Origin of the sequence: Microbacterium sp. JB110, from assembly GCF_003335195.1 — a bacterium.
Lineage (GTDB): Bacteria > Actinomycetota > Actinomycetes > Actinomycetales > Microbacteriaceae > Microbacterium.
Window position 1 is genome coordinate 326839 of sequence record NZ_QPGM01000001.1, and the last position, 25347, is coordinate 352185.

22 protein-coding genes and 1 tRNA gene are annotated in these 25347 nt (G+C 68.7%); 22 read left to right on the top strand and 1 reads right to left on the bottom strand.

Translation table 11 applies throughout. The features are described 5' to 3' along the window. The first annotated feature begins 15 nt into the window (after window positions 1–15). The 22 genes from rpoZ to CIK77_RS01640 all read left to right on the top strand — a co-directional run bounded on the left by rpoZ (window position 16) and on the right by CIK77_RS01640 (window position 24703). A complete protein-coding gene (rpoZ, locus tag CIK77_RS01535) occupies window positions 16–270 on the top strand; it encodes a DNA-directed RNA polymerase subunit omega (protein WP_087055452.1) in 255 nt (84 codons plus the stop codon). Window positions 271–362: 92 nt separating this feature from the next. Further along, window positions 363–1553, top strand: coding sequence for a methionine adenosyltransferase (metK, locus tag CIK77_RS01540; protein ID WP_087055451.1), 1191 nt, complete (start codon window positions 363–365; stop codon window positions 1551–1553). 109 nt (window positions 1554–1662) lie between these two features. Next, window positions 1663–3597 (top strand): primosomal protein N', encoded by a 1935-nt coding sequence (locus CIK77_RS01545; RefSeq protein WP_258861434.1) that lies wholly within the window; start codon window positions 1663–1665, stop codon window positions 3595–3597. 163 nt (window positions 3598–3760) lie between these two features. Further along, on the top strand, window positions 3761–4678 hold the full coding sequence (gene fmt, locus CIK77_RS01550) for a methionyl-tRNA formyltransferase (protein ID WP_087055450.1): 918 nt from the start codon (window positions 3761–3763) through the stop codon (window positions 4676–4678). A gap of 161 nt (window positions 4679–4839) precedes the next feature. Further along, entirely contained in the window at window positions 4840–6252 is a 1413-nt protein-coding gene (locus tag CIK77_RS01555) for an RsmB/NOP family class I SAM-dependent RNA methyltransferase (RefSeq protein ID WP_249268630.1), read from the top strand. Window positions 6253–6356: 104 nt separating this feature from the next. After that, a complete protein-coding gene (locus CIK77_RS01560; protein ID WP_087055448.1) occupies window positions 6357–8039 on the top strand; it encodes a variant leucine-rich repeat-containing protein in 1683 nt (560 codons plus the stop codon). Between the two features lie 100 nt (window positions 8040–8139). Beyond that, entirely contained in the window at window positions 8140–8823 is a 684-nt protein-coding gene (gene rpe / locus CIK77_RS01565; RefSeq protein ID WP_087055447.1) for a ribulose-phosphate 3-epimerase, read from the top strand. 64 nt (window positions 8824–8887) lie between these two features. Beyond that, window positions 8888–9151, top strand: a complete 264-nt coding sequence (locus CIK77_RS01570; protein WP_087055446.1) for a phosphoribosyl-ATP diphosphatase — start codon at window positions 8888–8890, stop codon at window positions 9149–9151. A gap of 52 nt (window positions 9152–9203) precedes the next feature. Then, on the top strand, window positions 9204–10043 hold the full coding sequence (gene hisG, locus CIK77_RS01575) for an ATP phosphoribosyltransferase (protein WP_087055445.1): 840 nt from the start codon (window positions 9204–9206) through the stop codon (window positions 10041–10043). Between the two features lies 1 nt (window position 10044). Next, on the top strand, window positions 10045–10809 hold the full coding sequence (gene hisF, locus CIK77_RS01580) for an imidazole glycerol phosphate synthase subunit HisF (protein ID WP_087055444.1): 765 nt from the start codon (window positions 10045–10047) through the stop codon (window positions 10807–10809). Further along, entirely contained in the window at window positions 10806–11177 is a 372-nt protein-coding gene (gene hisI / locus CIK77_RS01585; RefSeq protein ID WP_087055443.1) for a phosphoribosyl-AMP cyclohydrolase, read from the top strand. The genes hisF and hisI overlap by 4 nt, the downstream gene beginning before the upstream one ends. Further along, window positions 11174–11764 (top strand): Trp biosynthesis-associated membrane protein, encoded by a 591-nt coding sequence (locus CIK77_RS01590; RefSeq protein ID WP_087055442.1) that lies wholly within the window; start codon window positions 11174–11176, stop codon window positions 11762–11764. Before hisI ends, CIK77_RS01590 begins: the two co-directional genes overlap by 4 nt. 70 nt (window positions 11765–11834) lie before the next feature. Then, window positions 11835–12065, top strand: a complete 231-nt coding sequence (locus CIK77_RS01595; protein WP_087055441.1) for an HGxxPAAW family protein — start codon at window positions 11835–11837, stop codon at window positions 12063–12065. Beyond that, entirely contained in the window at window positions 12065–12847 is a 783-nt protein-coding gene (trpC, locus tag CIK77_RS01600) for an indole-3-glycerol phosphate synthase TrpC (RefSeq protein WP_087055440.1), read from the top strand. Before CIK77_RS01595 ends, trpC begins: the two co-directional genes overlap by 1 nt. Before the next feature lie 53 nt (window positions 12848–12900). After that, window positions 12901–14067 (top strand): tryptophan synthase subunit beta, encoded by a 1167-nt coding sequence (trpB, locus tag CIK77_RS01605; RefSeq protein WP_170934196.1) that lies wholly within the window; start codon window positions 12901–12903, stop codon window positions 14065–14067. Next, window positions 14064–14846 (top strand): tryptophan synthase subunit alpha, encoded by a 783-nt coding sequence (gene trpA, locus CIK77_RS01610; protein WP_087055438.1) that lies wholly within the window; start codon window positions 14064–14066, stop codon window positions 14844–14846. Before trpB ends, trpA begins: the two co-directional genes overlap by 4 nt. 43 nt (window positions 14847–14889) lie before the next feature. Next, complete coding sequence (lgt, locus tag CIK77_RS01615; protein ID WP_087055437.1) at window positions 14890–15906, top strand: prolipoprotein diacylglyceryl transferase; 1017 nt, start codon at window positions 14890–14892, stop codon at window positions 15904–15906. Window positions 15907–16026: 120 nt separating this feature from the next. Next, complete coding sequence (gltB, locus tag CIK77_RS01620) at window positions 16027–20601, top strand: glutamate synthase large subunit (RefSeq protein WP_087055436.1); 4575 nt, start codon at window positions 16027–16029, stop codon at window positions 20599–20601. Next, window positions 20594–22051: a glutamate synthase subunit beta gene (locus CIK77_RS01625; RefSeq protein WP_087055435.1), complete on the top strand. Its 1458-nt coding sequence runs from the start codon at window positions 20594–20596 to the stop codon at window positions 22049–22051. The genes gltB and CIK77_RS01625 overlap by 8 nt, the downstream gene beginning before the upstream one ends. Before the next feature lie 110 nt (window positions 22052–22161). Next, window positions 22162–23607 carry a pyruvate kinase gene (pyk, locus tag CIK77_RS01630; RefSeq protein ID WP_087055434.1) on the top strand — a complete coding sequence of 482 codons (1446 nt, stop codon included), beginning with the start codon at window positions 22162–22164 and terminating at the stop codon, window positions 23605–23607. Window positions 23608–23661: 54 nt separating this feature from the next. Next, a tRNA-Leu gene (locus tag CIK77_RS01635) sits at window positions 23662–23744 on the top strand. Between the two features lie 338 nt (window positions 23745–24082). Continuing rightward, window positions 24083–24703, top strand: coding sequence for an ANTAR domain-containing response regulator (locus tag CIK77_RS01640; RefSeq protein WP_087055433.1), 621 nt, complete (start codon window positions 24083–24085; stop codon window positions 24701–24703). Window positions 24704–24873: 170 nt separating this feature from the next. Here CIK77_RS01640 and CIK77_RS01645 read toward each other — a convergent pair whose 3' ends face one another. Continuing rightward, a complete protein-coding gene (locus CIK77_RS01645; protein WP_087055432.1) occupies window positions 24874–25308 on the bottom strand; it encodes a PaaI family thioesterase in 435 nt (144 codons plus the stop codon). Between the last annotated feature and the right edge of the window lie 39 nt (window positions 25309–25347).

The window sequence follows — 25347 nt, forward strand, 5'->3', positions numbered from 1 at the left end:
CTTCTAAGGAGCGGCATGGCTACCGAGAACAAGGGCATCATCGACCCGCCGATCGACGAGCTGCTGGAGCGCGTCGACTCGAAGTACGAGCTCGTGGTGTACGGCGCGAAGCGCGCCCGCCAGATCAACGACTACTACACCGATCTGCACGAGGGGAACCTGTTCGACAACGTCGGCCCGCTGGTCGACAGCGAGATCCAGGACAAGCCACTCACGATCGCGCTGCGCGAGATCCACCAGGACAAGCTGCGCCTTCGCGCCGCGGAGTAGTCGGCTCGTCGCGACGAAACGCAATACGTTCGCCGGACGTCGGTGGTCGCTGTCAGAATGACGGCGACCACCTTCTTCGATTCTGGAGCCCCATGAGCCTGCGCCTGTTCACCTCGGAGTCCGTCACCGAGGGCCACCCCGACAAGATCTGCGACCAGATCTCCGACAGCGTCCTCGACGCGCTGCTCGCGCAGGATCCTGACGCGCGGGTCGCGGTGGAGACACTGGTCACGACGGGCCTCGTGCACGTCGCAGGCGAGATCCGCACATCGGGCTACGCCGACATCGCCACGATCGTGCGCGACGTCATCCGGCGCATCGGGTACACGTCCTCCGATATGGGGTTCGACGCCGACTCGTGCGGTGTGACGGTCTCGGTCGGCGAGCAGTCCCGCGAGATCGGCGACGGGGTCACGACCAGTTCCGAGCACCGCGGCGGCGATGACGGCGACGAACTCGACCGTCAGGGTGCCGGCGATCAGGGCATCATGTTCGGCTATGCGTCCAACGAGACGCCCGAGCTGATGCCGATGGCCATCTGGGCGGCGCACCGCATCGCCCACAGACTGACCGCGGTCAGGAAGTCCGGGCAACTGGCGTTCCTGCGTCCCGACGGCAAGACGCAGGTCACGCTCGGCTACGAGGGCAGCGTGCCGAAGACGGTGGAGACCGTGGTGCTGTCGACGCAGCACAATCCGGACATCTCCCATGCCGACCTGGGCGAAGCGATCGAACGCGTCGTGATCCGCCCCGTGCTCGAGGAGACGGGGCTGGATCTGTCGAATGCGCGGATCCTGGTCAACCCGTCAGGCAGCTTCGTACTGGGCGGCCCGAAGGCCGACGCGGGGCTGACGGGGCGCAAGATCATCATCGACACGTACGGCGGCGCGGCGCGCCACGGCGGCGGCGCGTTCAGCGGCAAGGACCCGTCGAAGGTCGACCGCTCCGCGGCGTACGCGATGCGCTGGGTCGCGAAGAACGCGGTCGCCGCGGGCCTGGCAGATCGACTCGAGGTGCAGGTCGCGTACGCCATCGGCAAGGCGAACCCTGTGGGGCTGTACGTCGAGACCTTCGGCACCGGCTCGGTGGCGGATGAGACGATCGTCTCCGCGATCGAGCAGGTCTTCGACCTGCGGCCCGCCGCCATCATCGCCGAGCTCGACCTGCTGCGACCGATCTACGCGGCAACCGCCGCCTACGGCCATTTCGGCCGCGACGGAGACGATTTCACCTGGGAGCGCACCGACCGCGCGGAGGCGCTGCGGCGCGCAGCGGGAATCTGATGCGGTCGGCGGGCGGAGCGCGGCTCGGCGCGGCGCACGCTGGTCATCCACGGTCGGCGCGGCGACTCTCCCGCGAACGCCCGTGACGGGGGCGCGCCCGATCGCTCGGGTGCTCATCGATTCGCCCGTGCCGCAGCTGGACCGGCTGTTCGACTACGCGATTCCGGATGAACTCGTCTCCGGCGTGGTCAGCGGTGTGCGCGTGAAGGCACCCCTGCGCACGGCCGGGCGCGTCGTCGAGGGCTTCGTGGTCGAGGTCGCAGCCGAAGACGACGGAAGCCGCACGCTGAGCGATCTCGAACAGGTCGTCTCATCGGCACGCGTGCTGCCGGAACGGCTGTACCGTCTGGCGCGCGCCGTCGCCGACAGAGCTGCGGGCTCCGCCGGTGACGTGCTGCGACTGGCGATCCCGAAGCGGATGGTGCGTGCGGAGAAGGCATGGCTGGCGGCCGAGCGCGGGGGAGCGCCGACCGTCACGGGCCTCAGCGAAGCGACGCTGGAACTTGCGGCCTTCCCCGGGCTCGCCGACCGCATCCGGTCCGCGGAGCGGCTCGCGCTGAACGCGCAGCCTCGGCCGGACGCGTGGGCGCGCCTGCTCGTGGCGGCGGCGGCCGACACCTTGGCTGGCGGGCGCTCGGCGGTCATCGCCGTGCCGGATCATCGCGACCTCGACCGTCTGCAGTCGATAGCGGATGAGCACATTCCCTCAGACGCGCTCGTGCGCCACGATGCGGGCCAGTCCGGCCCAGAGCGCTACGCCGGGTATCTGCGCACCCTCGAGGAGCGTCCGTGCGTCGTCATCGGCAATCGGTCCGCCGTCTACGCGCCGGTCCACCAGCTCGGCCTCCTCGCGATCTGGGACGACGGCGACACGCTCTACGAGGAGCCGCTCGCACCCTACGTGCATGCGCGTGACGCCGCCCTCGTGCGCCAGGGCCTCGAGAGATGCGCGCTCGTGTTCGCCGGACATACGCGATCGTCCGATGTGCAGCGACTCGTCGAGATCGGCTTCGTCACCGAGGTGGCCGCCGCCAGGCGCGAGAAGGCGAACGTGCGCCTCAGCGGAACCAGGGAGGACGAACGAGGCGCGCGCGTGCCCTCAGCCGCATTCCGTGCGGCCAAGGAGGCACTCGACCACGGGCCGGTCCTCGTGCAGGTGGCGCGCCCCGGCTATGCGCCGAGCCTGGTGTGCGCGGACTGCAGGGCGCCGGCGCGCTGCGCGTCGTGCGGAGGGCCGCTGCAGGCCAGCTCGCGCGGCGCGGTGCCCGTGTGCGGGTGGTGCGGGCGCGGCGCGCACAACTGGGCGTGCCAGAAATGCGAGTCCGTGCGTCTGCGGCTGTCGTCGTCCGGATCGGAGCGCACGGCCGACGAGCTGGGACGAGCATTCCCTGGCACGCGCGTGATCATCGCGGACGGCGACCATCAGGTGCGGGAAGTGGGGCCGGAACCCGCGCTCGTGGTCGCAACGCGCGGAGCCGAGCCGGTCGCGGACGGCGGCTACCGCGCGGTGCTGCTGCTCGACGGCGAGCGGATGCTGCAGTCGCCCGACCTGCGCATCGGCGAGGCCTGCCTGCGCTGGTGGTCGAACGCGGCGGCACTCGCAGCCCCCGGATCACCCGTGCATCTCGCAGGCGTGAACGGGCCGGTGGCGAGGGCACTGGCCTCCTGGACGCACGCGGGGTACGCCCGCTCCGAACTCGCAGAGCGTGCGCCGCTGCACCTGCCGCCCGCCGCGCGGGTGGCACGTGTCGAGGGAGTGGGAGCAGCGGTGCAGCGCGCGATCGAGAAGCTGCGTGAGCACATTCCCGATCTGCCGCCCGACGCCGTGCTCGGCCCGGTTCCCCTCGAAGCGGGTGAGCGCTTCGGCCCGACCGCCCAGCGCGCTCTCGTGCGGTTCGACTACGCCCGCGGTGCCGCCGTGGCGACGTCGCTGCGTGCATCGGTGATCGCCGAAGCGGTCAGCACCCGCCGACGCAAGGACCGCCGCAAGGGCGCCCGCGCCGCACTCAGCGTCCGCCTCGACGTCCTCGACCCCGAGCTCTGACTCCGCTGCCGAGATGCGCACTCCTCGTCGAGATGCGCCGGTTCGGACGGGCCCACGTCGAATAAGTGCGCTTCTCGGCAGCGCGTCGGCCAGCGGAACTAGAATTCTTGTCTGACACCTGCGGTTCTCGAGGCCGCACAACCGATGACCGGAGCACATTTTCGTGAGACTGATCTTTGCGGGCACCCCCGATGCCGCCGTTCCGACACTGCGTGCTCTGCACGCGGCAGGGCATGACATCCGGATGGTCGTCACCAGGCCGGATGCCCCGATCGGCCGCAGACGAGTGATGACGCCGTCGCCCGTTGCGCGGGCCGCCGACGAGCTGGGCCTGCCCGTGCTGAAGGCCGCGCGGCTCGGCGACGAGGCGACAGAGGAGCTCGTCGCGCTGGGCGCGGAGCTCGCCGTCGTCGTCGCCTACGGCGGGCTCGTGCGGGAACCCCTGCTGTCCGCGCCTGACCACGGCTGGATCAACCTGCATTTCTCGCTGCTGCCGCGCTGGCGGGGCGCCGCCCCCGTGCAGCGAGCGCTCATCGCCGGCGATCGCGAGACGGGCGCCGCTGTGTTCCGACTCGTGCCCGAGCTCGACGCCGGCGACGTGTACGCGCAGCTGCGTCACGAGATCGCCGCGGATGCCACGGCCGCTGACCTGCTGGCCGAGCTCGCCGAATCCGGTGCGCAGCTGGTCACAGATGTCGTCGAGGGCATCGCTGACGGCACCGCGGCCGCGACTGCGCAGCACGGCGAGCAGACGCACGCGGCCAAACTGGCACTCGACGATGGTCGGGTGCGGTGGGACCAGACGGCCGCTCACGTGCTCGACCGCCACAGGGGCGTCACCCCGGAACCCGGATCGCACACCACGGTGGCGGGGGAGAGGCTCAAGATCCACGAGGCCGCTCCGGCCGCCGACGCGCCGGAACTGGCACCAGGCGAACTCGCGGCTGGCAAGGACGGCGTGTTCGCCGGCACGGGCGACGGTGCCGTGCTGCTGACCCGCGTGCAGCCCGCGGGCAAGGGTGCGATGAATGCGGCTGACTGGTTCCGCGGCCAGCGCGGCGACGTCAGGCTCGGCTCATGAACGGCGGACGATCCGGAGATTCGGCTCACGGCCGTGGCCCTGCGCGCCGCGGCGACGATTCCCGTCCGCCGCGTCGCGGCACTCGGAGCGAACACGCTCCCCGGGGGCGCGACGACGTCGACCGCCGCACACAGCGCGGCGGCGATCGCGGACGCACACGCGTGCAGAACTCCCGCCGCGTCGCCTATGTCGTGCTGCGGGCGGTGACCGACGACGATGCCTACGCGAACCTGCTTCTGCCTCGTGAGATCGAGCGTGCTGGCCTGAACGGTGCGGACGCGGGGCTTGCCACAGAGCTGACCTACGGCACGCTGCGGCGCATCGGCACATACGACCGAATCATCGCGACGGCAGCACGTCGCAATGCTGACGACATCGACGCCCCGGTTCTCGACGCACTCCGCCTCGGCACGCACCAGCTGCTGTCGACACGCGTGGCGAGGCACGCAGCGGTGAACGAATCCGTTGAGCTGGTGCGTGAGTCGGGCGGCCGAGGTGCTGCAGGATTCGCGAATGCGGTGCTGCGCAGGGTCGCCGAACGCGAGCTCGATGAGTGGATCGACATCCTCGAGGAAGCGGCGCGATCCGACGACGATCGACTGGCGGCGCGCTACTCGCACCCGGTGTGGGTGATCCGGGCCTTCCGTCGGGCACTGGCCGCGGAAGGCCGGGCGGATGAGCTGGTCGAACTGCTCGAGGCGGACAACGCCTCGCCGCGGGTGACGATGATCGCACTGCCGGGGCTCGCAGAGCCCACCGCACCGCGCACCGCATTCTCGCCCGTGGGGTTCAGCGCGGCCAGCGGCGACCCCGAGCCGCTCGTGCGGTCCTCCGGCGGTCGCATCCGGGTGCAGGACGAGGGTTCGCAGCTGGTGGCGCTGGCGCTGTCGCGCCTCGACCTCGGCGCTGTCGACGCACGCGGGACAGGGGAAGCAGATGGCGCGGTCGGCACGGAGGCACCGGCATCTGAGCGCTGGCTCGATCTGTGCGCAGGTCCCGGCGGCAAAACCGCGCTGCTCGCTGCGGAGGCGCGCGAGCGCGGCGCCGTGCTCGAGGCGAACGAGCTGTCGTCGCACAGGGCCGAGCTGGTGCGCAGGGCGCTCGACGCAGTTCCCGGGAACGTCGACGTGGCGGAGCAGGACGGACGGGAGCTCGCCGCTGAACGCGAAGCGACGTACGACCGCATCCTGGTCGACGCCCCGTGCACCGGGCTCGGCGCGCTGCGCCGCCGACCGGAGGCGCGCTGGCGCAAACGTCCGGCGGACGTCGCGGAGCTGGCCGAGCTGCAGGAGCGGCTGCTGCGCGAGGCGATCCGGGCGCTGAAGCCGGGCGGCGTCGTGGCGTATGTCACGTGCTCACCCCACCTGGCTGAGACCGCCGCAGTCGTGTCGCGCATCACGGACGAGCTCGGCGACGGCATCGAGGAGCTCGACGCCCGCGCAGCCATCCGCGCCGTCTCCCTCGGCGAGATCGACCTCGCGGAGCCGGCAGACGGATCGGGCCGCGCGCAGCTGTGGCCGCACCGCCACGGCACCGACGCGATGTTCCTCTCCCTGCTGCGCAAGCGCGCGTAGCGAGCCGCGCCGGGGCACTTCTGCCCATGGGGAGCGGCAGTCTCCGCCGGTATTCTCGACGTGCACGTCGCACCAGGCGCCACCGAGAGAGAAATGCAGGACACATGACCAGTCCGTTCCGTCCTGAGGACGAACTCGCCGATCCGAACACCCCCGCTGAGCGTCTCGCCGAGATCGCCACGGCGCGCATCGACCTGTCGGCTGCGATCGCCCGCCACCCCAACGCTCACGACGCGCTGTTGGACTGGATCGCCACCTACGGCGATGACGCAGCCAGGGCCGCGGTCGCGCAGCGTCGCGGCATGCAGCCGGCTCAGCCCACCGCGGCGCCGACGCAGCCGCACGGCGACCCGCCTTTCCCGCAGCAGGGCGCCCCCGCGAACCCGCACCAGCCCGTCCAGGACTTCGGCCAGCAGCCAGACCACGCGTTCGGCGCGCAGCCCGCTCCGATGCAGCCCGGCGTCGCCTGGGCTCCGTCACCCGTCGTAGATGCGCCTCGCAAGAAATCGAAGAAGGGCCTCGTGATCAGCCTGTCTGCGGTCGGCGTCGTCGTGCTGGTCGCCGGAAGCGGCGCGGTCTGGGCGGCTTCGGCAGGCCTGTTCGGCGGAGGGTCGAACTCGCCGGAGGCGGCCGCGTCGAAGCTCGTCGACGGCGCGCTCGACGTCGACCCGATCGCGCTGTACACCTCGATGGCGCCGAGCGAGATGACCTATCTGGAGGAGGCGGTGAAGACCATCGGCGACATCGGCGACAGCGGCGACGATGAGTACCTGACCGTCGCCCAGGATGTGCTCGACGCGATCGACGTCACCTCCAGCGACCTGACGTACGAGACCGATCAGCTGATGGACGAGGTCGCCCGTGTACGGCTCATCGGCGGCACCGTCACGATCGACGCCGATGTCGATGAGCTCGAGGAGGCACTCCGGACCGTTGCCGAGGAGCGATACGACTCGGACGAGTACGGCGGGTACTACTCCGACGACGAGATCGAGGAGATGGTGGACCGGCAGGTCGGCGAGATGACGGACTCCATCGGGGGCGAGCTGCCGTACACGATCGACTTCGCGGAGGAGTGGGCCGGCGTCGCGGAGAACTCCTACGTCGATTCGAGCGACCCTGAGGCACTCGCACGGGCCTATCCGTACTCGGTGATGGCCGTCGACGAGGGCGGTTGGTTCGTCAGCCCGCTTCTGACGGTCTCGGACACGGCTTTCGGAACGAGCGGTGACACCGTGCCGTACGGAACGGAGATCATCGAAGCGAAGCCGTACGAATCGCCTGAGGCCGCGCTGGCGGGCTTCACCGAGGGCGTCTCGGCCTTCGCCTCATCCGGAGACTACGCCGCCCTCGCCGAGACGATGCCGTTGGCCGAACGCCGCTGGATGTCGCTGTTCGGCGACTCGGCGGGGCTGGGCGAACTGTCAGGCGGCGTCGACGTGACCTTCGGCGGCCTCGAGGCCACCAGCGACGTCGACGGCGACCGCGCCGCGATCGACGTGCAGAACCTGGAGATCAGCGCCGAGGGGGAGACCGCCGTCTACTCGCACCCGTGCATCAGCATTCCGAGGTCCTACGGCGAGCCGGAGGAGTACTGCATCACCGACGTGAAGCCGCTCACGCTGCTCGGCCTCGAAGAGGCACGCCCGATCGCGGTGAAGGAGGACGGCGGCTGGCTCGTCGGCCCGATCGCAACGGTGAGCAATGCCGCCGCGATCGCTGCGAACGGGTACCAGAAGCTGGTCGAGGAGGGCCGCGAGGACGAGCTGTTCGACTCGGGCTTCTGACCGAGATCACGAACGGCTCTCGCCTTCGGATGATGGGGCCGCGCGCCGCTCGCACGTCGCGCGGCCTCATCGTGCCATCCGGTTCTGCGATAATCGACGCGTGAGTCTTCCCGCCGCCCCGCGCATCAACCCGAGCATCCTGTCGGCCGACTTCGTCAACATGGAGGCGGATCTCGCCCGCATCGCGGGAGCCGACTACGTGCACGTCGACGTGATGGACAACCATTTCGTGCCGAATCTCACCTTCGGCCCGCAGATGGTCGAGCGAGTGCAGGCGACGAGCCCGGTGCCGCTCGACGTGCACCTCATGATCGACGACCCCGATCGCTGGGCACCCCGCTACGCCGAGATCGGCGCCGCGTCGGTGACCTTCCACCTCGAGGCGGCGAGCGAGCCGATCGCCCTCGCCCGCCGGCTGCGCGAGATCGGCGCCCGTGCCGGCATCGCGATCAAACCGGGTACGGCCCCAGAGCAGCTGTTCGACTACCTCGACGAGTTCGACCAGATCCTCGTGATGACCGTCGAGCCGGGCTTCGGCGGCCAGTCGTTCATCTCCGGCACGATGCACAAGATCGAACAGCTGCGCGAGCAGGCACGCAAGCACGGCTCCGAGGTGTGGCTCCAGGTCGACGGCGGCATCCAACCGGGCACGATCGAGCAGGCGGCCGCGGCGGGGGCCGACACCTTCGTCGCGGGATCCGCCGTGTTCGGCGCTTCCGATGTCGAGGGCGCCATCGAGGACCTGCGAGAACTGGCGCGCGCCCACAGCCATTCGCCGCACTGAACGGTGCTCGGCCGGCGGCATCCGGATGAACGAAGCGGTCTCTCGCAACCGGTAGCCTTGACGGGTGAAGACCTTCGACTCCCTGTTCTCGGAACTGACCGAGAAGGCACGTGCGCGCCCCGAAGGGTCGGGCACGGTCCGCGAGCTCGACGCCGGCATCCACACGATCGGCAAGAAGATCGTCGAGGAGGCCGCCGAGGTGTGGATGGCCGCCGAGTACGAGACCGATGACGAAGCGGCCGAGGAGATCTCGCAGCTTCTCTATCACCTGCAGGTGATGATGATCGCCAAGGGCCTGACCCCCGAGGACGTCTACCGACATCTGTGATCCGCGCCAGCGGTTCCGGATGAATCACCCGTAGACACGAACGAAAGCCACCATGCTCCGCATCGCCGTCCCGAACAAGGGATCCCTCTCGCAGACTGCCATCGAGATGCTCGATGAGGCGGGATACGCCACTCGCCGCGACACGAAACAGCTGCACCTGATCGACGAGGCCAACGACGTCGAGTTCTTCTACCTGCGCCCGCGCGACATCGCCACATACGTCGCATCCGGTGCGCTCGACGTCGGCATCACCGGGCGCGACCTGCTGCTCGACACCCGTGAGCCCGCCACCGAGATCGAGGCGCTCGGCTTCGGCGGCTCGACCTTCCGCTTCGCCGGCCCGCCCAGCCGATTCCACGAGCTGAGCGACCTGGCAGGCATGCGCGTCGCCACCGCCTATCCGGGTCTTGTGGCATCGTTCCTCGCCGACCGCGGCATCGAGGTCGACGTCGTGCGTCTCGACGGCGCGGTCGAGTCGGCCGTCGACCTAGGCGTCGCCGACGCCGTCGCCGACGTCGTCTCCACCGGCACGACGCTGCGGCAGGCCGGCCTGGAGATCTTCGGCGACGTGCTGCTGAAGTCGGAAGCCGTGCTGATCCAGGCGCCGGAGCAGGCGGCGGGCGTCGACCGCCTTGTGCGTCGCCTGCGCGGCGTGCTCGTCGCGCGCCGCTACGTGATGCTCGACTTCGACCTGCCGCAGAACCTCATCGACCAGGCCGCGGAGGTCGCTCCGGGTATGGAATCGCCCACCATCTCCCCGCTGCGCGACCTCGACTGGGTCGCGGTGCGCGTGATGACGCCCCGCAAGAGCGTGAACAGGGTGATGGACGAGCTGTACGAGCTGGGTGCGCGTGCGCTGCTCGTGACTGAGATCCACAACGCGAGGCTCTGATATGGCCGACGTCGCCACTCGGGTGATTCCGTGCCTCGATGTCGCATCGGGGCGCGTGGTCAAGGGCGTCAACTTCCGGAACCTGCGCGAGATGGGCGACCCCGTCGAACTGGCCCGCGCCTACTTCGACCAGGGCGCCGACGAGCTCACCTTCCTCGACGTGACGGCCACCGTCGACGATCGCGCCACGATGTACGACGTCGTGCAGCGCACGGCAGAAGAGGTCTTCATCCCGCTGACAGTCGGAGGGGGCGTGCGCTCCGTCGACGACGTCGCCCGTCTGCAGGGCGTCGGCGCGGACAAGGTCGGTGTGAACTCCGCGGCCATCCGCCGTCCCGATCTGCTCGACGAGATCGCCGATCGATACGGTGCCCAGGCCCTGGTGCTCTCGCTCGACGTCAAGCGCGCGCCCGGCACGGAATCCGGGTTCGTCGTGACCACCCATGGCGGCCGCACCGAGACCGACATCGACGCCCTCGACTGGGCGCGAGAGGCGATCCAGCGCGGTGCGGGCGAGCTGCTGGTCAACTCGATCGATGCCGACGGCACCAAGAACGGCTTCGACCTCGAACTCATCTCCGCGATGCGCGAACTCGCCACCGTTCCGGTGATCGCCTCCGGCGGCGCCGGCACTCCTGAGCACTTCGCACCTGCGATCACGGCGGGCGCTGACGCGGTGCTCGCCGCGAGCGTGTTCCACTCCGGTCAGCTGACGATCTCGCAGGTGAAGGAAGCCATGGCCAGTGAGGGGGTCACCGTTCGATGAGCACCGTGGACGAGCGCCTCGACGGCGTCGCCTTCAACACCGACGGCCTGGTGCCCGCCATCGTGCAGCAGCACGACACGCGGGAGGTGCTGATGATGGCGTGGATGAACCGTGAGGCGCTGCGCCTCACACTCACCACCGGCCGCGCGGTGTACTGGTCGCGCTCCCGCGGTGAGCTGTGGCGCAAGGGCGACACCTCGGGACACACGCAACGGGTGATCGGTGTCCGCGTCGACTGCGACGCGGACACCGTGCTGCTCGAGGTCGACCAAGTCGGCGCCGCGTGCCACACCGGCACCCGCACCTGCTTCGACGCGGACGGCGAGCACACCGACCGCGATCTGAACCCCGTCACAGGCGACGAATGACCTCCGGTGGGTTCCTCGCCCGTCGGGCGCGGGTCGTCTCAGTCGTGCTGCTCCTCGTTGCAGGCGGCATCGTGCTGCTCGGCACGACTCAGACCTGGTTGACGGCCGTCGTCGCACAGAACGACATTCCGGTGACCGGATCCGATGCGCTTCCGATCGTGCAGCCGCTGGCACTGGCAGTGCTTGCGCTGGCACTCGTGCTGACGCTCGTCGCACGCGTGCTGCGCTACGCACTCGGGGCGCTGGCGACCGCGGCGGGCATCGCGATGATCGTCGCGATCGTGCCGGTGCTCGTCGAGCGGCCCGTCTCCGCTGTCGCGACAACGGTCACCGAGCACACCGGGCTGGCCGGCGACGAAGCGGTGGCAGATCTCGTCACCGCGATCACGCTCAGCCCGTGGCCCGTTGTGAGCCTCGGCGGCTCCGTCGCCGCGGTTCTGGCAGGACTGCTCACTCTCGCGACGGCCCATGGCTGGCGAAGGGGCGGCCGTCGGTTCGACACGGCGCCAGCGGCGCCCTCATCCGGCACTGTGGACCCGATCGACTCCTGGGACGAGCTCTCACACGGCGAGGACCCGACCCGCTGAGCGCGCACGGCCTCATGCCGCGAACCGATAGACTCGATTGCGACCCCGCAACATCGAAAGGGACATTCGTATGAGCAACCCCCTCGCCGATCCAGGACACGGCCACTCGCGGGCCGCATGGTCCACTGTGCTTCTGATGCTGATCGGCTTGTCGATCGCGACGGTTGCGCTGTTCTTCGAGGCGTGGGTGGTGCTCATCGTCGGCGTGATCGTGTTCGTCGTCGGTCCGATCGTCGGTCTCATCATGAAGAAGGCCGGCTTCGGCGTGGACAGCGCGAAGCACGAGTCGAAGGCGCACTGATGTCGCTCCTGGCCGATCTGACGGACGGGTCGGTGCAGGATGCGCAGGCCCGCCGAGAGGAGCGACCGCTCGCCGAGGTGGAGAAGGCCGCGCTGGCACTGACGCCCGCGCGCGACGCCGTCGCGGTGCTCGCGCCGAGCGACCGGGTGAAGATCATCGCCGAGGTGAAGCGCGCGAGCCCGTCGCGCGGACAGCTCGCAGAGATCCCGGATCCCGCGGCGCAGGCGGCCGCCTACGAACTCGGAGGAGCGAGCACTATCAGCGTGCTCACGGAGCAGCGCCGATTCCGCGGCTCGCTCGACGACCTCACCGCGGTGAAGCAGCGGGTGACGCTGCCCGTGCTGCGCAAGGACTTCATCGCCACGCCGTACCAGGTGTTCGAAGCGCGAGCGGCGGGCGCCGACCTGGTGCTGCTCATCGTCGCAGCCCTCGACCAGCCCACGCTGCAGGAGCTGTACCGTCTGATCGTCGAACTGGGCATGACCCCTCTCGTCGAGGCGCACTCAGCAGACGAGGTCGCGCGTGCCGCGTCGCTGGGCGCGCCGCTGATCGGCATCAACGCCCGCGACCTGACGACCTTCGAGCTCGACCAGAACCTGTTCGGGCGGCTCGTCGAGTCCATTCCGGACGATGCGATCAAGATCGCCGAGTCCGCGGTCAAGACCCCAGCCGACGTCGCGCACTACCGCGCCGCCGGCGCCGACGTGGTCCTCATCGGGGAGGCGCTGGTCACCGGCGACCCCGTGGCGACCCTGACGAGTTTTCTGGAGGCGGGAGCGTGACGAACCTGCGCGATCAGCCTGGCCCGTTCTACGGCGAATTCGGCGGACGATTCATGCCGGAGTCGCTCATCGCCGCGATCGACGAGCTCGACGCGGCGCACCGCGATGCGATGGCCGACCCGACGTTCGCCGAGGAGCTGAAGGGCCTGCTGCGCGACTACGCTGGCCGGCCCTCGGCGCTGACCGAGGTGCCGCGCTTCGCCGAGCACGCGGGCGGCGCGCGCATCTTCCTGAAGCGCGAGGATCTCAACCACACCGGCAGCCACAAGATCAACAACGTCCTCGGGCAGGTCCTGCTCACCAGGCGGCTCGGCAAGACCCGTGTGATCGCCGAGACCGGCGCCGGTCAGCACGGTGTGGCGACAGCGACGGCCGCTGCCCTGTTCGGCATGGAGTGCCGTATCTACATGGGCGAGGTCGACACGGAGCGTCAGGCGCTCAACGTCGCCAGGATGCGACTGCTCGGTGCCGAGGTGATCCCGGTGACGACCGGATCGCGAACGCTCAAGGATGCGATCAACGAGGCCTATCGCGACTGGGTCGCCAGTGTCGAGGACACCAACTACATCTTCGGCACGGCGGCCGGACCTCACCCGTTTCCCGCGATGGTGCGCGACTTCCAGAAGATCATCTCGGAGGAGGCCCGCGAGCAGCTGCGCGAACGCGCAGGCCGGCTTCCGGACGCGGTGATCGCCTGCGTCGGAGGAGGGTCGAACGCGATCGGCATGTTCGACGCGTTCATCGATGACGCCGCGGTCGCCCTCTACGGCGTCGAAGCGGCAGGTGACGGCGTCGACACCGAGCGCCATGCCGCCTCGATCGAGCGCGGCCGCCCCGGCGTGCTGCACGGCGCCCGCACCTTCGTGCTGCAGGACGACGACGGCCAGACGACCGAATCGCACTCCATCTCGGCGGGGCTCGATTATCCGGGTGTCGGGCCCGAGCACTCCTGGCTCGCGTCGATCGGGCGGGCCACCTACATCCCCGCCACGGACGACGACGCGATGCAGGCGCTGCGTCTGCTGAGCAGAACCGAGGGCATCATCCCGGCGATCGAGTCGGCGCACGCCCTGGCCGGCGCCATCCGGATCGGGCGCGAACTGGGCGATGAGGCGATCCTCGCCGTGTGCCTGTCCGGCCGCGGCGACAAGGACATGGACACCGCGGCGCAGTTCTTCGATCTGTACGACGCGCCGACAGGCGAGGGGGAGAGCGCATGAGCCGGGTGGCAGCAGCGATCAGCGCAGCGCACGACGAGGGGCGCGGCGCGTTCATCGGCTACCTGCCCGTCGGCTTCCCCGATCTGCGCACGAGCATCGAAGCCGCCGTGGCACTGGCGGAGAACGGCGCCGACGTGATCGAGTTCGGCCCGCCGTACTCCGACCCGGTGATGGACGGGCCCGTGATCCAGGAGGCGACGAACGCCGCGCTGGAGGCGGGGTTCCGCACACGCGACCTGTTCACCGCGGTGAAAGAGGTCGCATCGCGCACCGACGTGCCGGTCGTCGTGATGACGTACTGGAACCTCGTCGTGCAGTACGGTCTCGAGCGCTACGCAGACGATCTTCTCGCCGCGGGTGGAGCGGGCCTGATCACACCGGACGTGACGCCGGATGCCGCTCCCGAGTGGATCGCCACCAGCGAGCGCACGGGGCTCGACAGGATCTTCCTGGCCGCCCCGACGTCTTCGGACGAACGCCTCGACATGGTGACCTCCTCGAGCACCGGGTTCGTCTACACGGTGTCGACCATGGGCATCACCGGCGAGCGCGAAGAGCTCGACCGTGCCGCGCGCACCCTTGTCAGCCGCATCCGCGAGCACAGCGACATCCGCGCCTGCGTCGGCATCGGCATCTCGACCGCGCAGCAGGTGCATGACGTCGTCGAGTACGCCGACGGCGCCATCGTGGGCACGGCCCTCGTGCGCGCCCTGCGTGACGGCGGCGTCGACGCCGTGGCAGAACTGACCCGTGAACTCGTCGCAGGCACGCGCCGATAGTTCGCTGTAAACCCACCACATCTGGAGAAGTAGACTCGCGATCATGCTGTCTTCCGCACTGGCGAACGTCCTGTCGAGCATTCCCTCCCCACCGATCGATTCCTGGACGTGGAACTTCGGTCCGTGGAACATCGGTCCGTTCTCGTTCGGCCAGTTCACGATCCACATCTACGCGCTGTGCATCATCGCGGGCATCATCGCCGCGACGATCCTCACCAACCGACGGTTGAGCAAGCGCGGCGCCGAGCCGTGGATCGTCATCGACATCGCGCTGCTCGCGGTTCCCCTGGCGATCGTCTTCGCCCGGGCGTTCCACGTCGTCACCCACCCCGACTACTACTTCGGGGAAGGCTCCAATCCGTGGAACGTCTCGGAGCCCGGCTCCGTGTGGGCAGTCTGGGAAGGCGGCATCGCGATCTACGGCGCTCTCATCGGCGGCGCGATCGGTGCATGGCTCGGATGTCGCTGGACCGGCATCCGGTTCTTCACCTTCGCCGACGCCCTCGCGCCGGGACTCCTGCTCGCCCAGGCGCTGGGCCGGTTCGGCAACTGGTTCAACCAGGAGCTGTTCGGCCTGCCGACCGACCTGCCGTGGGGGCTCGAGATCGACGACGACAACGCCGCGATCCCTGTGGGCCTCGAGCCAGGCACGCTGTTCCACCCCACCTTCGCGTACGAGGTGATCTGGAACCTCCTCGGTGTGATCGTGCTGCTGTGGGCCGGCCGCAAGCTGGCGATGCAGTGGGGGCGCCTGTTCGCGGTGTATCTGATCTGGTACGGCGCGGGCCGTGCGGTGTGGGAGAGCATCCGGATCGATCCCAGCGAAGTGCTGTTCGGGCTGCGGACGAACGTGTGGGCGTCGATCGCCGCTGTCGTCGTCGGCGTTGTGATCCTCATCGTGCAGACACGGAGGCACACGGGCATCGAGCCGTCGCCGTATCGCGTGGGGAAACATGATCGTAATCTTGACGACATACACTCGAATGCAGATGACTTCGTCGACGTAAGCGACCCCGCCGAGTCGAAGGCCATCGCTGACCCGCCGCCACAAGCAACGTGACGATCTAGAAGCTCTGCTGCCCTTTCGGAAAGGACACGGGTACGATCGCGCGGATGACGGCTCAGCGCGGGGCCGTCATCCGCTTTCGTTCTCTCAGCCCCGACGGAAAGACGCAGATACATGTACTTCCAGCCTCCGTACGGCGCCAGCGGCGCATATCCTCCTCGCCAAGGCATGTACAACCCTCAGTTCGAGAAGGATGCATGCGGCCTGGCCATGGTCGCGACTCTTCGCGGCGAGGCGGGGCACGACATCGTGTCGCTGGCGCTGGAGGCGCTGCGCAACCTCGAGCACCGCGGAGCGATCGGGTCCGATGCAGGAACGGGCGACGGCGCGGGCATCCTCGTGCAGATGCCCGATGCGTTCTTCCGTGACGAGCTCCCGTTCGACCTGCCGCCCGTCGGCGAGTACGCCGCAGGTGCAGCCTTCCTGCCCACCGATCGCCTGGAGCGGGAGAAGCAGAAGCGCCAGATCGAGCGCATCGCCGCGACGGAGAACCTGCACGTTCTCGGGTGGCGCGAGGTGCCGACCGAGTCGGACAACCTCGGGCGGCTCGCGCGCGACGCGCAGCCGGCGATCGAGCAGGTGTTCGTGGCCAGCGCCCAGGCCGGTCACGTCAGCCCGCTGCGCGGCATCGAGCTGGACCGCCGCGCGTACCGGCTCCGCAAGCGCGCCCAGCACGAGGCAGACGCCTACTTCGTCACGCTCTCGGCCCGCACGATCGGGTACAAGGGCATGGTCACGACGCTGCAGCTGGAGCCCTTCTACCTCGACCTGCAGGACGAGCGCTTCGCCAGCGAACTCGCCATCGTGCACTCGCGGTACTCGACGAACACCTTCCCGTCATGGCCGCTCGCGCAGCCGCTGCGGATGATGGCGCACAACGGCGAGATCAACACAGTCAGCGGCAACCGCAACTGGATGCGCGCGCGTCAGTCGCAGCTCGCCAGCGACCTCCTCGGCGAGATCGAACCGATTCTGCCCATCTGCTCAGACGACGAGAGCGACTCCGCCTCGTTCGACGAGGTGCTCGAGATGCTCGAGCTGACGGGACGCAGCCTGCCGCACGTGATGATGATGATGGTGCCGGAGGCGTATGAGCGCAAGCCCGACATGGACACGGACGTGCGCGCGTTCTACGACTACCACGCGGGGCTCATGGAGCCGTGGGACGGCCCGGCCGCTCTCCTGGCGACCGACGGCTCGCAGGTCGTGGCGACCCTCGACCGCAACGGCCTCCGCCCCGGGCGGTGGACCGTCACCACCGACGGTCTCGTCGTCATCGGCAGCGAGACGGGTGTGCTCGAGTTCGAGCCGGAGCGCATCGCGCGTCGCGGACGCCTGCAGCCGGGCACGATGTTCGTCGTCGACACTGCGGAGGGCCGGATCCGGTCCGACGCCGAGGTGAAGAAGGAGATCGCCACGGTCGCCCCGTGGGGCGAGTGGCTCGAAGAGGGCACCGTCCGACTGGCCGACCTTCCGGAGCGCGAGCACCTCGTCCATCCCGCCACCTCCATCCGGCGCCGCCAGCGCACCTTCGGCTACACCGAGGAGGAGCTGAAGGTGCTGATCGGCCCGATGGGGGCCAAGGGTGCCGAGCCGATCGGCGCAATGGGCTCCGACACGCCCATCGCCGTCCTCAGCAAGCGGCCGCGGCTGCTGTTCGACTACTTCGCGCAGCAGTTCGCGCAGGTGACCAACCCGCCGCTGGACTCGATCCGCGAGGAGGTCGTCACCAGCCTGCGCACGAAGCTCGGCAGCGAGGGGAACCTCTGCACGTGGGGCCCGGAGCACGCCTGGGCGATCAGCCTCGACTTCCCGGTGATCGACAACGACGAACTGGCCAAGATCCAGCACATCTCGTCGTCGATGCCCGGTCGCGAAGCCGTCACGATCTCTGCGCTGTACCGCGTCACGGCCGGCGCGAAGGGGATGCAGAAGCGGCTCGATCAGATGTGTCGCGAGGCGGACCGCGCGATCGCGAACGGTGCGCAGTTCATCGTCATCACCGACCGTGACAGCGATGCGGAGTTCGCTCCGATCCCGTCGCTGCTGGCCGTCTCCGCCGTGCACCACCACCTCATCCGGAACGAGACGCGGATGGCCGTCGGCCTCGTCGCCGAGGCGGGCGACGTACGCGAGGTGCACCACGTGGCGACGCTGCTCGGCTTCGGCGCGAGTGCCGTGAACCCCTACCTGGCGATGGAATCGGCAGAGGAACTCGTCCGCAGCGGCGTCGTCACCGATGTCACGGCGGAACAGGCCGTGAAGAACCTGATCTACGCGCTCGGCAAGGGCGTGCTGAAGATCATGTCGAAGATCGGAATCTCCGCCGTCTCGTCGTACACCGGCGCGCAGGTGTTCGAGGCGGTCGGGCTGTCCCACGACCTCGTCGACAAGTACTTCTCCGGCACGGAGACGAAGATCTCCGGCATGGGTCTCACAGAGATCGCCGCAGAGACAGCGGCGCGGCACGCGTTCGCTTACCCGACGGATCGCGCACCCCGGGCGCACGAGCGGCTGTGGACCGGCGGCGAGTACCAGTGGCGCCGTGACGGCGCAGCCCACCTGTTCAACCCGGACACGGTGTTCCGGCTGCAGCACTCCACGCGCACCGGGCGATACGACATCTTCCGCGAATACACGAAGCTCGTCGACGACCAGGCAGCGGAGCTGAAGACCCTGCGCGGCCTGTTCCAGCTCAAGCAGCAGGGGCGCACCTCGATTCCGATCGAGGAGGTCGAGCCCGTCTCGGAGATCGTGAAGCGGTTCTCCACGGGCGCGATGAGCTACGGTTCCATTTCACGGGAGGCGCACGAGACGCTCGCGATCGCGATGAACCGCCTCGGCGGCAAGTCGAACACGGGTGAGGGCGGGGAGGATCTGGACCGTCTGCGCGACCCTGAGCGTCGCAGTTCGATCAAGCAGGTCGCTTCGGGACGCTTCGGCGTCACGAGCATGTACCTCACGGCGGCAGACGACATCCAGATCAAGCTCGCCCAGGGCGCCAAGCCGGGCGAAGGCGGGCAGCTGCCGCCAGGCAAGGTCTACCCGTGGGTGGCGCGCACCCGCCACGCCACCGCCGGCGTCGGACTGATCTCACCGCCCCCGCACCACGACATCTACTCGATCGAAGACCTCAAGCAGCTCATCCACGACCTGAAGCGGGCGAACCCCGACGCGCGGGTGCACACCAAGCTCGTGAGCCAGTCGGGCATCGGCGCGGTCGCCGCGGGTGTCGCGAAGGCGCTCAGCGACGTCATCCTGGTGTCGGGCCACGACGGGGGCACAGGTGCCAGCCCGCTGAACTCGCTCAAGCACGCCGGAACGCCGTGGGAGCTGGGGCTCGCCGAGACCCAGCAGACACTCATGCTCAACGGCATGCGCGACCGCGTCTCGGTGCAGGTCGACGGCCAGCTGAAGACGGGTCGCGACGTGGTCATCGGCGCGCTGCTGGGAGCCGAGGAGTTCGGCTTCGCCACCGCGCCCCTCGTCGTGAGCGGCTGCATCATGATGCGCGTGTGCCACCTCGACACCTGCCCCGTCGGCGTGGCGACGCAGAACCCGACGCTTCGTTCGCGCTTCACCGGCAAGGCGGAGCACGTGGTCAACTTCATGGAGTTCATCGCTCAGGAAGTCCGCGAGTATCTCGCCGAGCTGGGGCTGCGTTCGATCGACGAGGCCGTCGGGCGCAGCGACCTGCTCGACATCGACGGCGCGATCTCGCACTGGAAGGCAGACGGTCTCGACCTGTCACCGATCCTGCACGGACCGGAGTTCGGCGACGGTGAGTCGCGTCGCCGGGTGCGGGAGCAGGACCACGAGCTCGAATCCCACTTCGACGTGCAGCTGATAGACGCCGCGCGCGACGTCATCGACGGCACAGGCAGCACCACGATCGACCTGCCGGTGCGCAACACCGCGCGCTCCGTCGGCACTCTGCTCGGCCACCACGTCACGAAGGCGCGCGGCGAGAACGGGCTTCCGCCTGAGTCGATCACCGTGAATCTGACGGGATCGGCAGGACAGTCGTTCGGAGCGTTCCTGCCAGGCGGCATCACGCTGAACCTGGAGGGTGACTCCAACGACTATGTCGGCAAGGGATTGTCCGGCGGACGCGTCGTCGTGCGACCACCGCGACAGGCGACCTTCGACGCATCGCAGAACGTGATCGCCGGAAACGTGATCGGATACGGCGCGACGAGCGGATCGATGTTCCTGCGCGGTGTCGTGGGGGAGCGGTTCTTCGTGCGCAACTCCGGCGCGACCGCCGTCGTCGAGGGCGTGGGCGACCACGCGTTGGAGTACATGACGGGCGGCCTCGCCGTGATCCTCGGCGGCACGGGTCGCAACCTCGGCGCTGGCATGTCGGGCGGAACGGCGTACGTGCACCGTCTGAACCACTCCCTCGTCAACAGCGACTCGCTCGCCTCCGGCGAGCTCACCCTCGGCGAGCTCGGCTCCGGCGACGTCGAGATCCTGCGCGATCTGCTCGCCGAGCACATCGAACACACCGAGTCCGAGACGGCGGCGCGCCTGCTCGCCGACCTCGACACCGTCGCGGCCGAATTCACCAAGATCGTGCCGCGCGACTACGCCGCTGTCCTGCAGACGCGTCAGGACGCTCTCGACCAGGGGCTCGACCCTGATGGTGACGTCGTCTGGAACCGAATCCTGGAGGTGACCCGTGGCTGACCCCAAGGGCTTTCTCAAGACCACAGAGCGCGAGCTCCCCGCACGTCGTCCCGTTCCCGTCCGGATCATGGACTGGAAAGAGGTCTACGAGCCCGGCGACAAAGCGGTGCTCCGCCGGCAGGCAGGTCGCTGCATGGACTGCGGCGTGCCGTTCTGCCATCAGGGCTGCCCGCTGGGCAACCTGATCCCGGAGTGGAACGATCAGACCTGGCGCGGTGACGCGCGCGGCGCCATCGAGCGTCTGCACGCGACGAACAACTTCCCGGAGTTCACCGGCCGGCTCTGCCCCGCACCCTGCGAGAGCGCGTGCGTGCTCGGCATCAATCAGCCCGCCGTCACGATCAAGCAGGTCGAGGTGTCGATCATCGACGAGGCCGTGTCGAACGGCTGGGTCGAGCCCAAGCCGCCGGCGCGTCTGACGGGCAAGACCGTTGCGGTCGTCGGATCGGGACCTGCGGGTCTCGCCGCCGCGCAGCAGCTCACGCGCGCAGGCCACACGGTGGCCGTGTACGAGCGCGACGACCGCATCGGCGGTCTGCTGCGCTACGGCATCCCCGACTTCAAGATGGAGAAGCACCACATCGAGACGCGTCTGCGTCAGATGCGGGACGAGGGCACGCGCTTCCGTGCGGGAGTGACGATCGGCGAGGACATCACGTGGGAGGAGCTGCGCGGGCGCTACGACGCCGTCGTGGTCGCCACCGGTGCGACGGTGCCGCGGGATCTGCCGCTGCCCGGCCGTGAGCTCGAGGGCGTGCACTTCGCGATGGAATACCTCACCGAGTCGAACCGCGCGACAGCCGGCGACCAGGTGCCGGGGCAGATCAGCGCGCACGGCAAGCACGTCGTCGTGATCGGCGGCGGCGACACCGGCGCGGACTGCATCGGAAGCGCGCACCGCCAGGGTGCGCTGAGCGTCACGAACCTCGCGATCGGAAAGCGTCCGGCTGACACTCGCCCTGAGCACCAGCCGTGGCCGATGGCGCCGACGGTGTTCGAGGTGTCCTCGGCACACGAAGAGGGCGGCGAGCGTGCCTATCTCGCATCGACCGTCGAGTTCGTCTCCAACGACGCAGGTGAGGTTCGTGCGCTGCGCGTGGCTGAGACCGAGTTCGTCGACGGGGCGCGCGTGCCCAAGGCCGGCACCGAGCGGGACATCCCGGCTGATCTGGTGCTGATCGCGATGGGCTTCACCGGCCCGGAGCGCGAGGCGCTCGAGGGGCAGATCGGTGCGCAGTTCACCGAGCGCGGCAACACCTGGCGCGACGAGCACTACCAGACCAACGCGTCCGGCGTGTTCGTCGCGGGTGACGCGGGCCGTGGTCAGTCGCTGATCGTCTGGGCGATCGCCGAGGGTCGTGCTGCGGCGGCGAAGGTCGACGAGTTCCTGATGGGGGAGACGGCGCTGCCTGTTCCTGTCGAGCCAACGGACGCGCCGATCGGCCTGTAGCATTGCGAAGGCGGCTCGCTGTTTCGGCGGGCCGTAGAACGGCCTGCGGCCCCATCGTGCGGATCGGGCGCCGCGGAGCCATGGCAACACACGTGCGGAAGGTGTGAAATTTGAGACGTGCCAAGATCGTCGCGACCCTCGGTCCGGCGACTTCCACCAAGGACAAGGTTCGGGAACTCATCGAGGCGGGCGTGGACGTCGCCCGACTGAACCTGAGCCACGGAGACCACTCGGTCCACGACGCGAACTATGACAACGTTCGCGCCGCCGCCGCTGAGTTCAGCAAGCCCGTAGCGATTCTCGCCGACCTGCAGGGGCCGAAGATCCGGCTCGGCAAGTTCGAGAACGGCCCGCACGAGCTGGCCGAGGGCGACATCTTCAAGATCACCACCGACGACATCGCCGGTACCAAGGAGATCGTCTCGACGACCTTCAAGGGGCTCCCGACAGACGTGAAGCCTGGCGACTTCCTGCTGATCGACGACGGCAAGGTGCGCGTCGAGGTCGTCGACACCGACGGCACCGTCGTGACCACCAAGGTCATCGTCGGCGGCCCTGTGTCGAACAACAAGGGCATCAACCTGCCAGGGGTCGCCGTCAACGTGCCCGCTCTGAGCACGAAGGACGAGGAGGACCTGCGCTGGGCTCTCCGCAAGGGCTGCGACATCATCGCGCTCTCGTTCGTGCGCAACGCAACCGACGTCGAGCGCGCCCACGAGATCATGGACGAGGAGGGCGTGCGCCGCCCGATCATCGCCAAGATCGAGAAGCCGCAGGCGGTCGACGCGCTTGAGGGCATCGTCGAAGCATTCGACGGCATCATGGTCGCCCGCGGCGACCTGGGCGTCGAGCTTCCGCTCGAGGCGGTTCCGCTCGTGCAGAAGCAAGCCGTGTCGCTTGCGCGCCGCCTGGCGAAGCCGGTGATCGTGGCTACGCAGATGCTCGAGTCGATGATCCAGAACCCGGTTCCGACCCGCGCCGAGACGAGCGACGTCGCCAACGCCATCCTCGATGGCGCTGACGCGGTCATGCTCTCGGGCGAGACGAGCGTCGGCGAGCACGCCGTCACGACCGTGGCCACGATGGCGCGCATCGTCGCGTCGACGGAGGAGCACGGTCTTGACCGCATCGAGTCGCTCACGAACCGGCCTCGCACACAGGGCGGCGTCATCACGAAGGCCGCGATCGAGGTCGCGGAGTTCGTCGAGGCGAAGTTCCTGTGCGTCTTCACGCAGTCGGGCGATTCGGCTCGCCGTATGTCGCGACTGCGCTCGCGCATCCCGATGGTCGCCTTCACGCCCGTGGAGCAGACCCGTCGCCGGATGGCGATGACGTGGGGCATCACCTCGACGCTCGTCGAGATGGTCGATCACACCGACCTGATGTTCCACCAGGTCGACGACTACCTCCTTCAGCAGGGGCTCGCCTCCGAAGGCGATCGGGTGGTCGTGATCTCGGGTTCCCCTCCGGGGATCGCAGGTTCCACCAACGACCTGCGCGTGCACAGGGTGGGCGACGCCGTCGGCGGCGCAGCACCGGTGTACCAGCAGGGCTGACCCTTCACGGGTTTCTCACGGGAACGGGCCTGCCCACAGGTAGGCTCGTTCCATGCCGGCGTGGCGGAACGGTAGACGCGACGCACTCAAAATGCGTTGTCCGCAAGGACGTGTGGGTTCGATTCCCACCGCCGGCACGATTTTCTTCGGCCGATAGGACCGAAGAAGATCTTCGTTTTTTTTGGAGTCCTCGGGGTTCGCATGCGGGCGGTGGGAACGTTGATGACGTCGGGTTGCGTGTGGTCGTTGAGATTCTGACGCCATCGGGCTGAGCGCGTGCGTGGACGCGGTGATGGTATAGGGCGCCGAGACTTCGGTCGCATAGTGTGACGCGTCTTGCGGATCGCACCTGGCTGGGGGACGGCAGGAACGCAGCCGGACGCGGATCGGCGCCCTGACACATCGGTCGGAATGGGTGCTCCGGAACCAGCGGTTCCTGCAGACGGTACGAAACTACAGGCTTTAGGATGAGACAGTGAGTGAAGAGCAGAACGACGAGCAGACGACGGCCGGCGCATCACGACGCGTTGTTGTGGCGGAGGACGAGTCGCTGATTCGTCTCGACATCGTGGAGATCCTCCGCGACAACGGGTTCGACGTGGTCGGGGAAGCCGGTGACGGCGAAACGGCGGTTCAGCTCGCGACCGAGTTGCGTCCTGACCTCGTGGTCATGGACGTGAAGATGCCCCAGCTCGACGGCATCTCCGCCGCCGAGAAGCTGAGCAAGAACAACATCGCCCCCGTGGTCCTGCTGACGGCCTTCAGCCAGAAGGAGCTCGTCGAGCGTGCCAGCGAGGCGGGAGCGCTCGCATACGTCGTGAAGCCTTTCACCCCGAACGACCTGCTGCCGGCGATCGAGATCGCACTGGCGCGCCACGAGCAGCTCATCACCCTCGAAGCCGAGGTCGCCGACATGGTGGAGCGCTTCGAGACGCGCAAGCTCGTCGACCGCGCGAAGGGCCTGCTGAACGAGAAGATGGGCCTGGCCGAGCCCGACGCCTTCCGCTGGATCCAGAAGGCCTCCATGGACCGTCGCCTCACCATGCAGGACGTGGCGAAGGCCATTATCGAGCAGCTCTCCCCGAAAAAGGGCTGATCGGCGTCCGGCACGGCCGTTTCCGGCGTTGTCGTCGGTCAGGGCACTCTCGGTGCCCTTCCCTCCTCCGCCTTGGAGCCGACCGCACCGGACGCCGATCTCAACGAGAATCAGTGCACGAATGTGAGAAGAGCCCCGCCGAGGCGGGGGCTCTTCTGCGTCCGGATGCCCTATGCGGTGCCGTGGAAGGAGAAGCCGGGGCGATTGCGGATCGCGTTCGTGATGCGCACGGTGGAGCAGCGCTTGCCCTGCTCGTTCGTGATGACGATCTCGTGCACCGTCATGGAGCCGCCGAGGTGGATCGGTGTGCACACGCCCGTGACGACGCCTTCTGTCGCCGAGGACGTGTGCGTGGCGTTGATGTCGACGCCGACGGCGAGGCGATCGGGCCCGCAGTGGAGGTTGGCGGCCATGGAGCCGAGCGATTCTCCCAGCACGACGTAGGCGCCGCCGTGCAGGAGTCCGACGCCCTGCTGATTGCCTTCGACAGGCATGGTCGCGACAGCGCGGTCGAGGCTGAACTCCACGATCTGGATGCCCATCCTGTCGCTGAGCGGCCCGAGTCCGCGTCCCCTGGCCCAGGTCAGACCGTCAACTTCGCTCATGGTGCTCCTTGCCTTAAGAAAAGTCCGTCCCCCTCGTTA

Excerpts from the sequence above, each read along its gene's own strand:
- rpoZ (WP_087055452.1), top strand. The coding sequence starts at position 16 with ATGGCTACCGAGAACAAGGGCATCATCGACCCGCCGATCGACGAGCTG.
- metK (WP_087055451.1), top strand. The coding sequence starts at position 363 with ATGAGCCTGCGCCTGTTCACCTCGGAGTCCGTCACCGAGGGCCACCCC.
- CIK77_RS01560 (WP_087055448.1), top strand. The coding sequence starts at position 6,357 with ATGACCAGTCCGTTCCGTCCTGAGGACGAACTCGCCGATCCGAACACC.
- hisG (WP_087055445.1), top strand. The coding sequence starts at position 9,204 with ATGCTCCGCATCGCCGTCCCGAACAAGGGATCCCTCTCGCAGACTGCC.
- hisF (WP_087055444.1), top strand. The coding sequence starts at position 10,045 with ATGGCCGACGTCGCCACTCGGGTGATTCCGTGCCTCGATGTCGCATCG.
- hisI (WP_087055443.1), top strand. The coding sequence starts at position 10,806 with ATGAGCACCGTGGACGAGCGCCTCGACGGCGTCGCCTTCAACACCGAC.
- CIK77_RS01590 (WP_087055442.1), top strand. The coding sequence starts at position 11,174 with ATGACCTCCGGTGGGTTCCTCGCCCGTCGGGCGCGGGTCGTCTCAGTC.
- CIK77_RS01595 (WP_087055441.1), top strand. The coding sequence starts at position 11,835 with ATGAGCAACCCCCTCGCCGATCCAGGACACGGCCACTCGCGGGCCGCA.
- trpC (WP_087055440.1), top strand. The coding sequence starts at position 12,065 with ATGTCGCTCCTGGCCGATCTGACGGACGGGTCGGTGCAGGATGCGCAG.
- trpB (WP_170934196.1), top strand. The coding sequence starts at position 12,901 with ATGCCGGAGTCGCTCATCGCCGCGATCGACGAGCTCGACGCGGCGCAC.
- trpA (WP_087055438.1), top strand. The coding sequence starts at position 14,064 with ATGAGCCGGGTGGCAGCAGCGATCAGCGCAGCGCACGACGAGGGGCGC.
- lgt (WP_087055437.1), top strand. The coding sequence starts at position 14,890 with ATGCTGTCTTCCGCACTGGCGAACGTCCTGTCGAGCATTCCCTCCCCA.
- gltB (WP_087055436.1), top strand. The coding sequence starts at position 16,027 with ATGTACTTCCAGCCTCCGTACGGCGCCAGCGGCGCATATCCTCCTCGC.
- CIK77_RS01645 (WP_087055432.1), bottom strand. The coding sequence starts at position 25,308 with ATGAGCGAAGTTGACGGTCTGACCTGGGCCAGGGGACGCGGACTCGGG.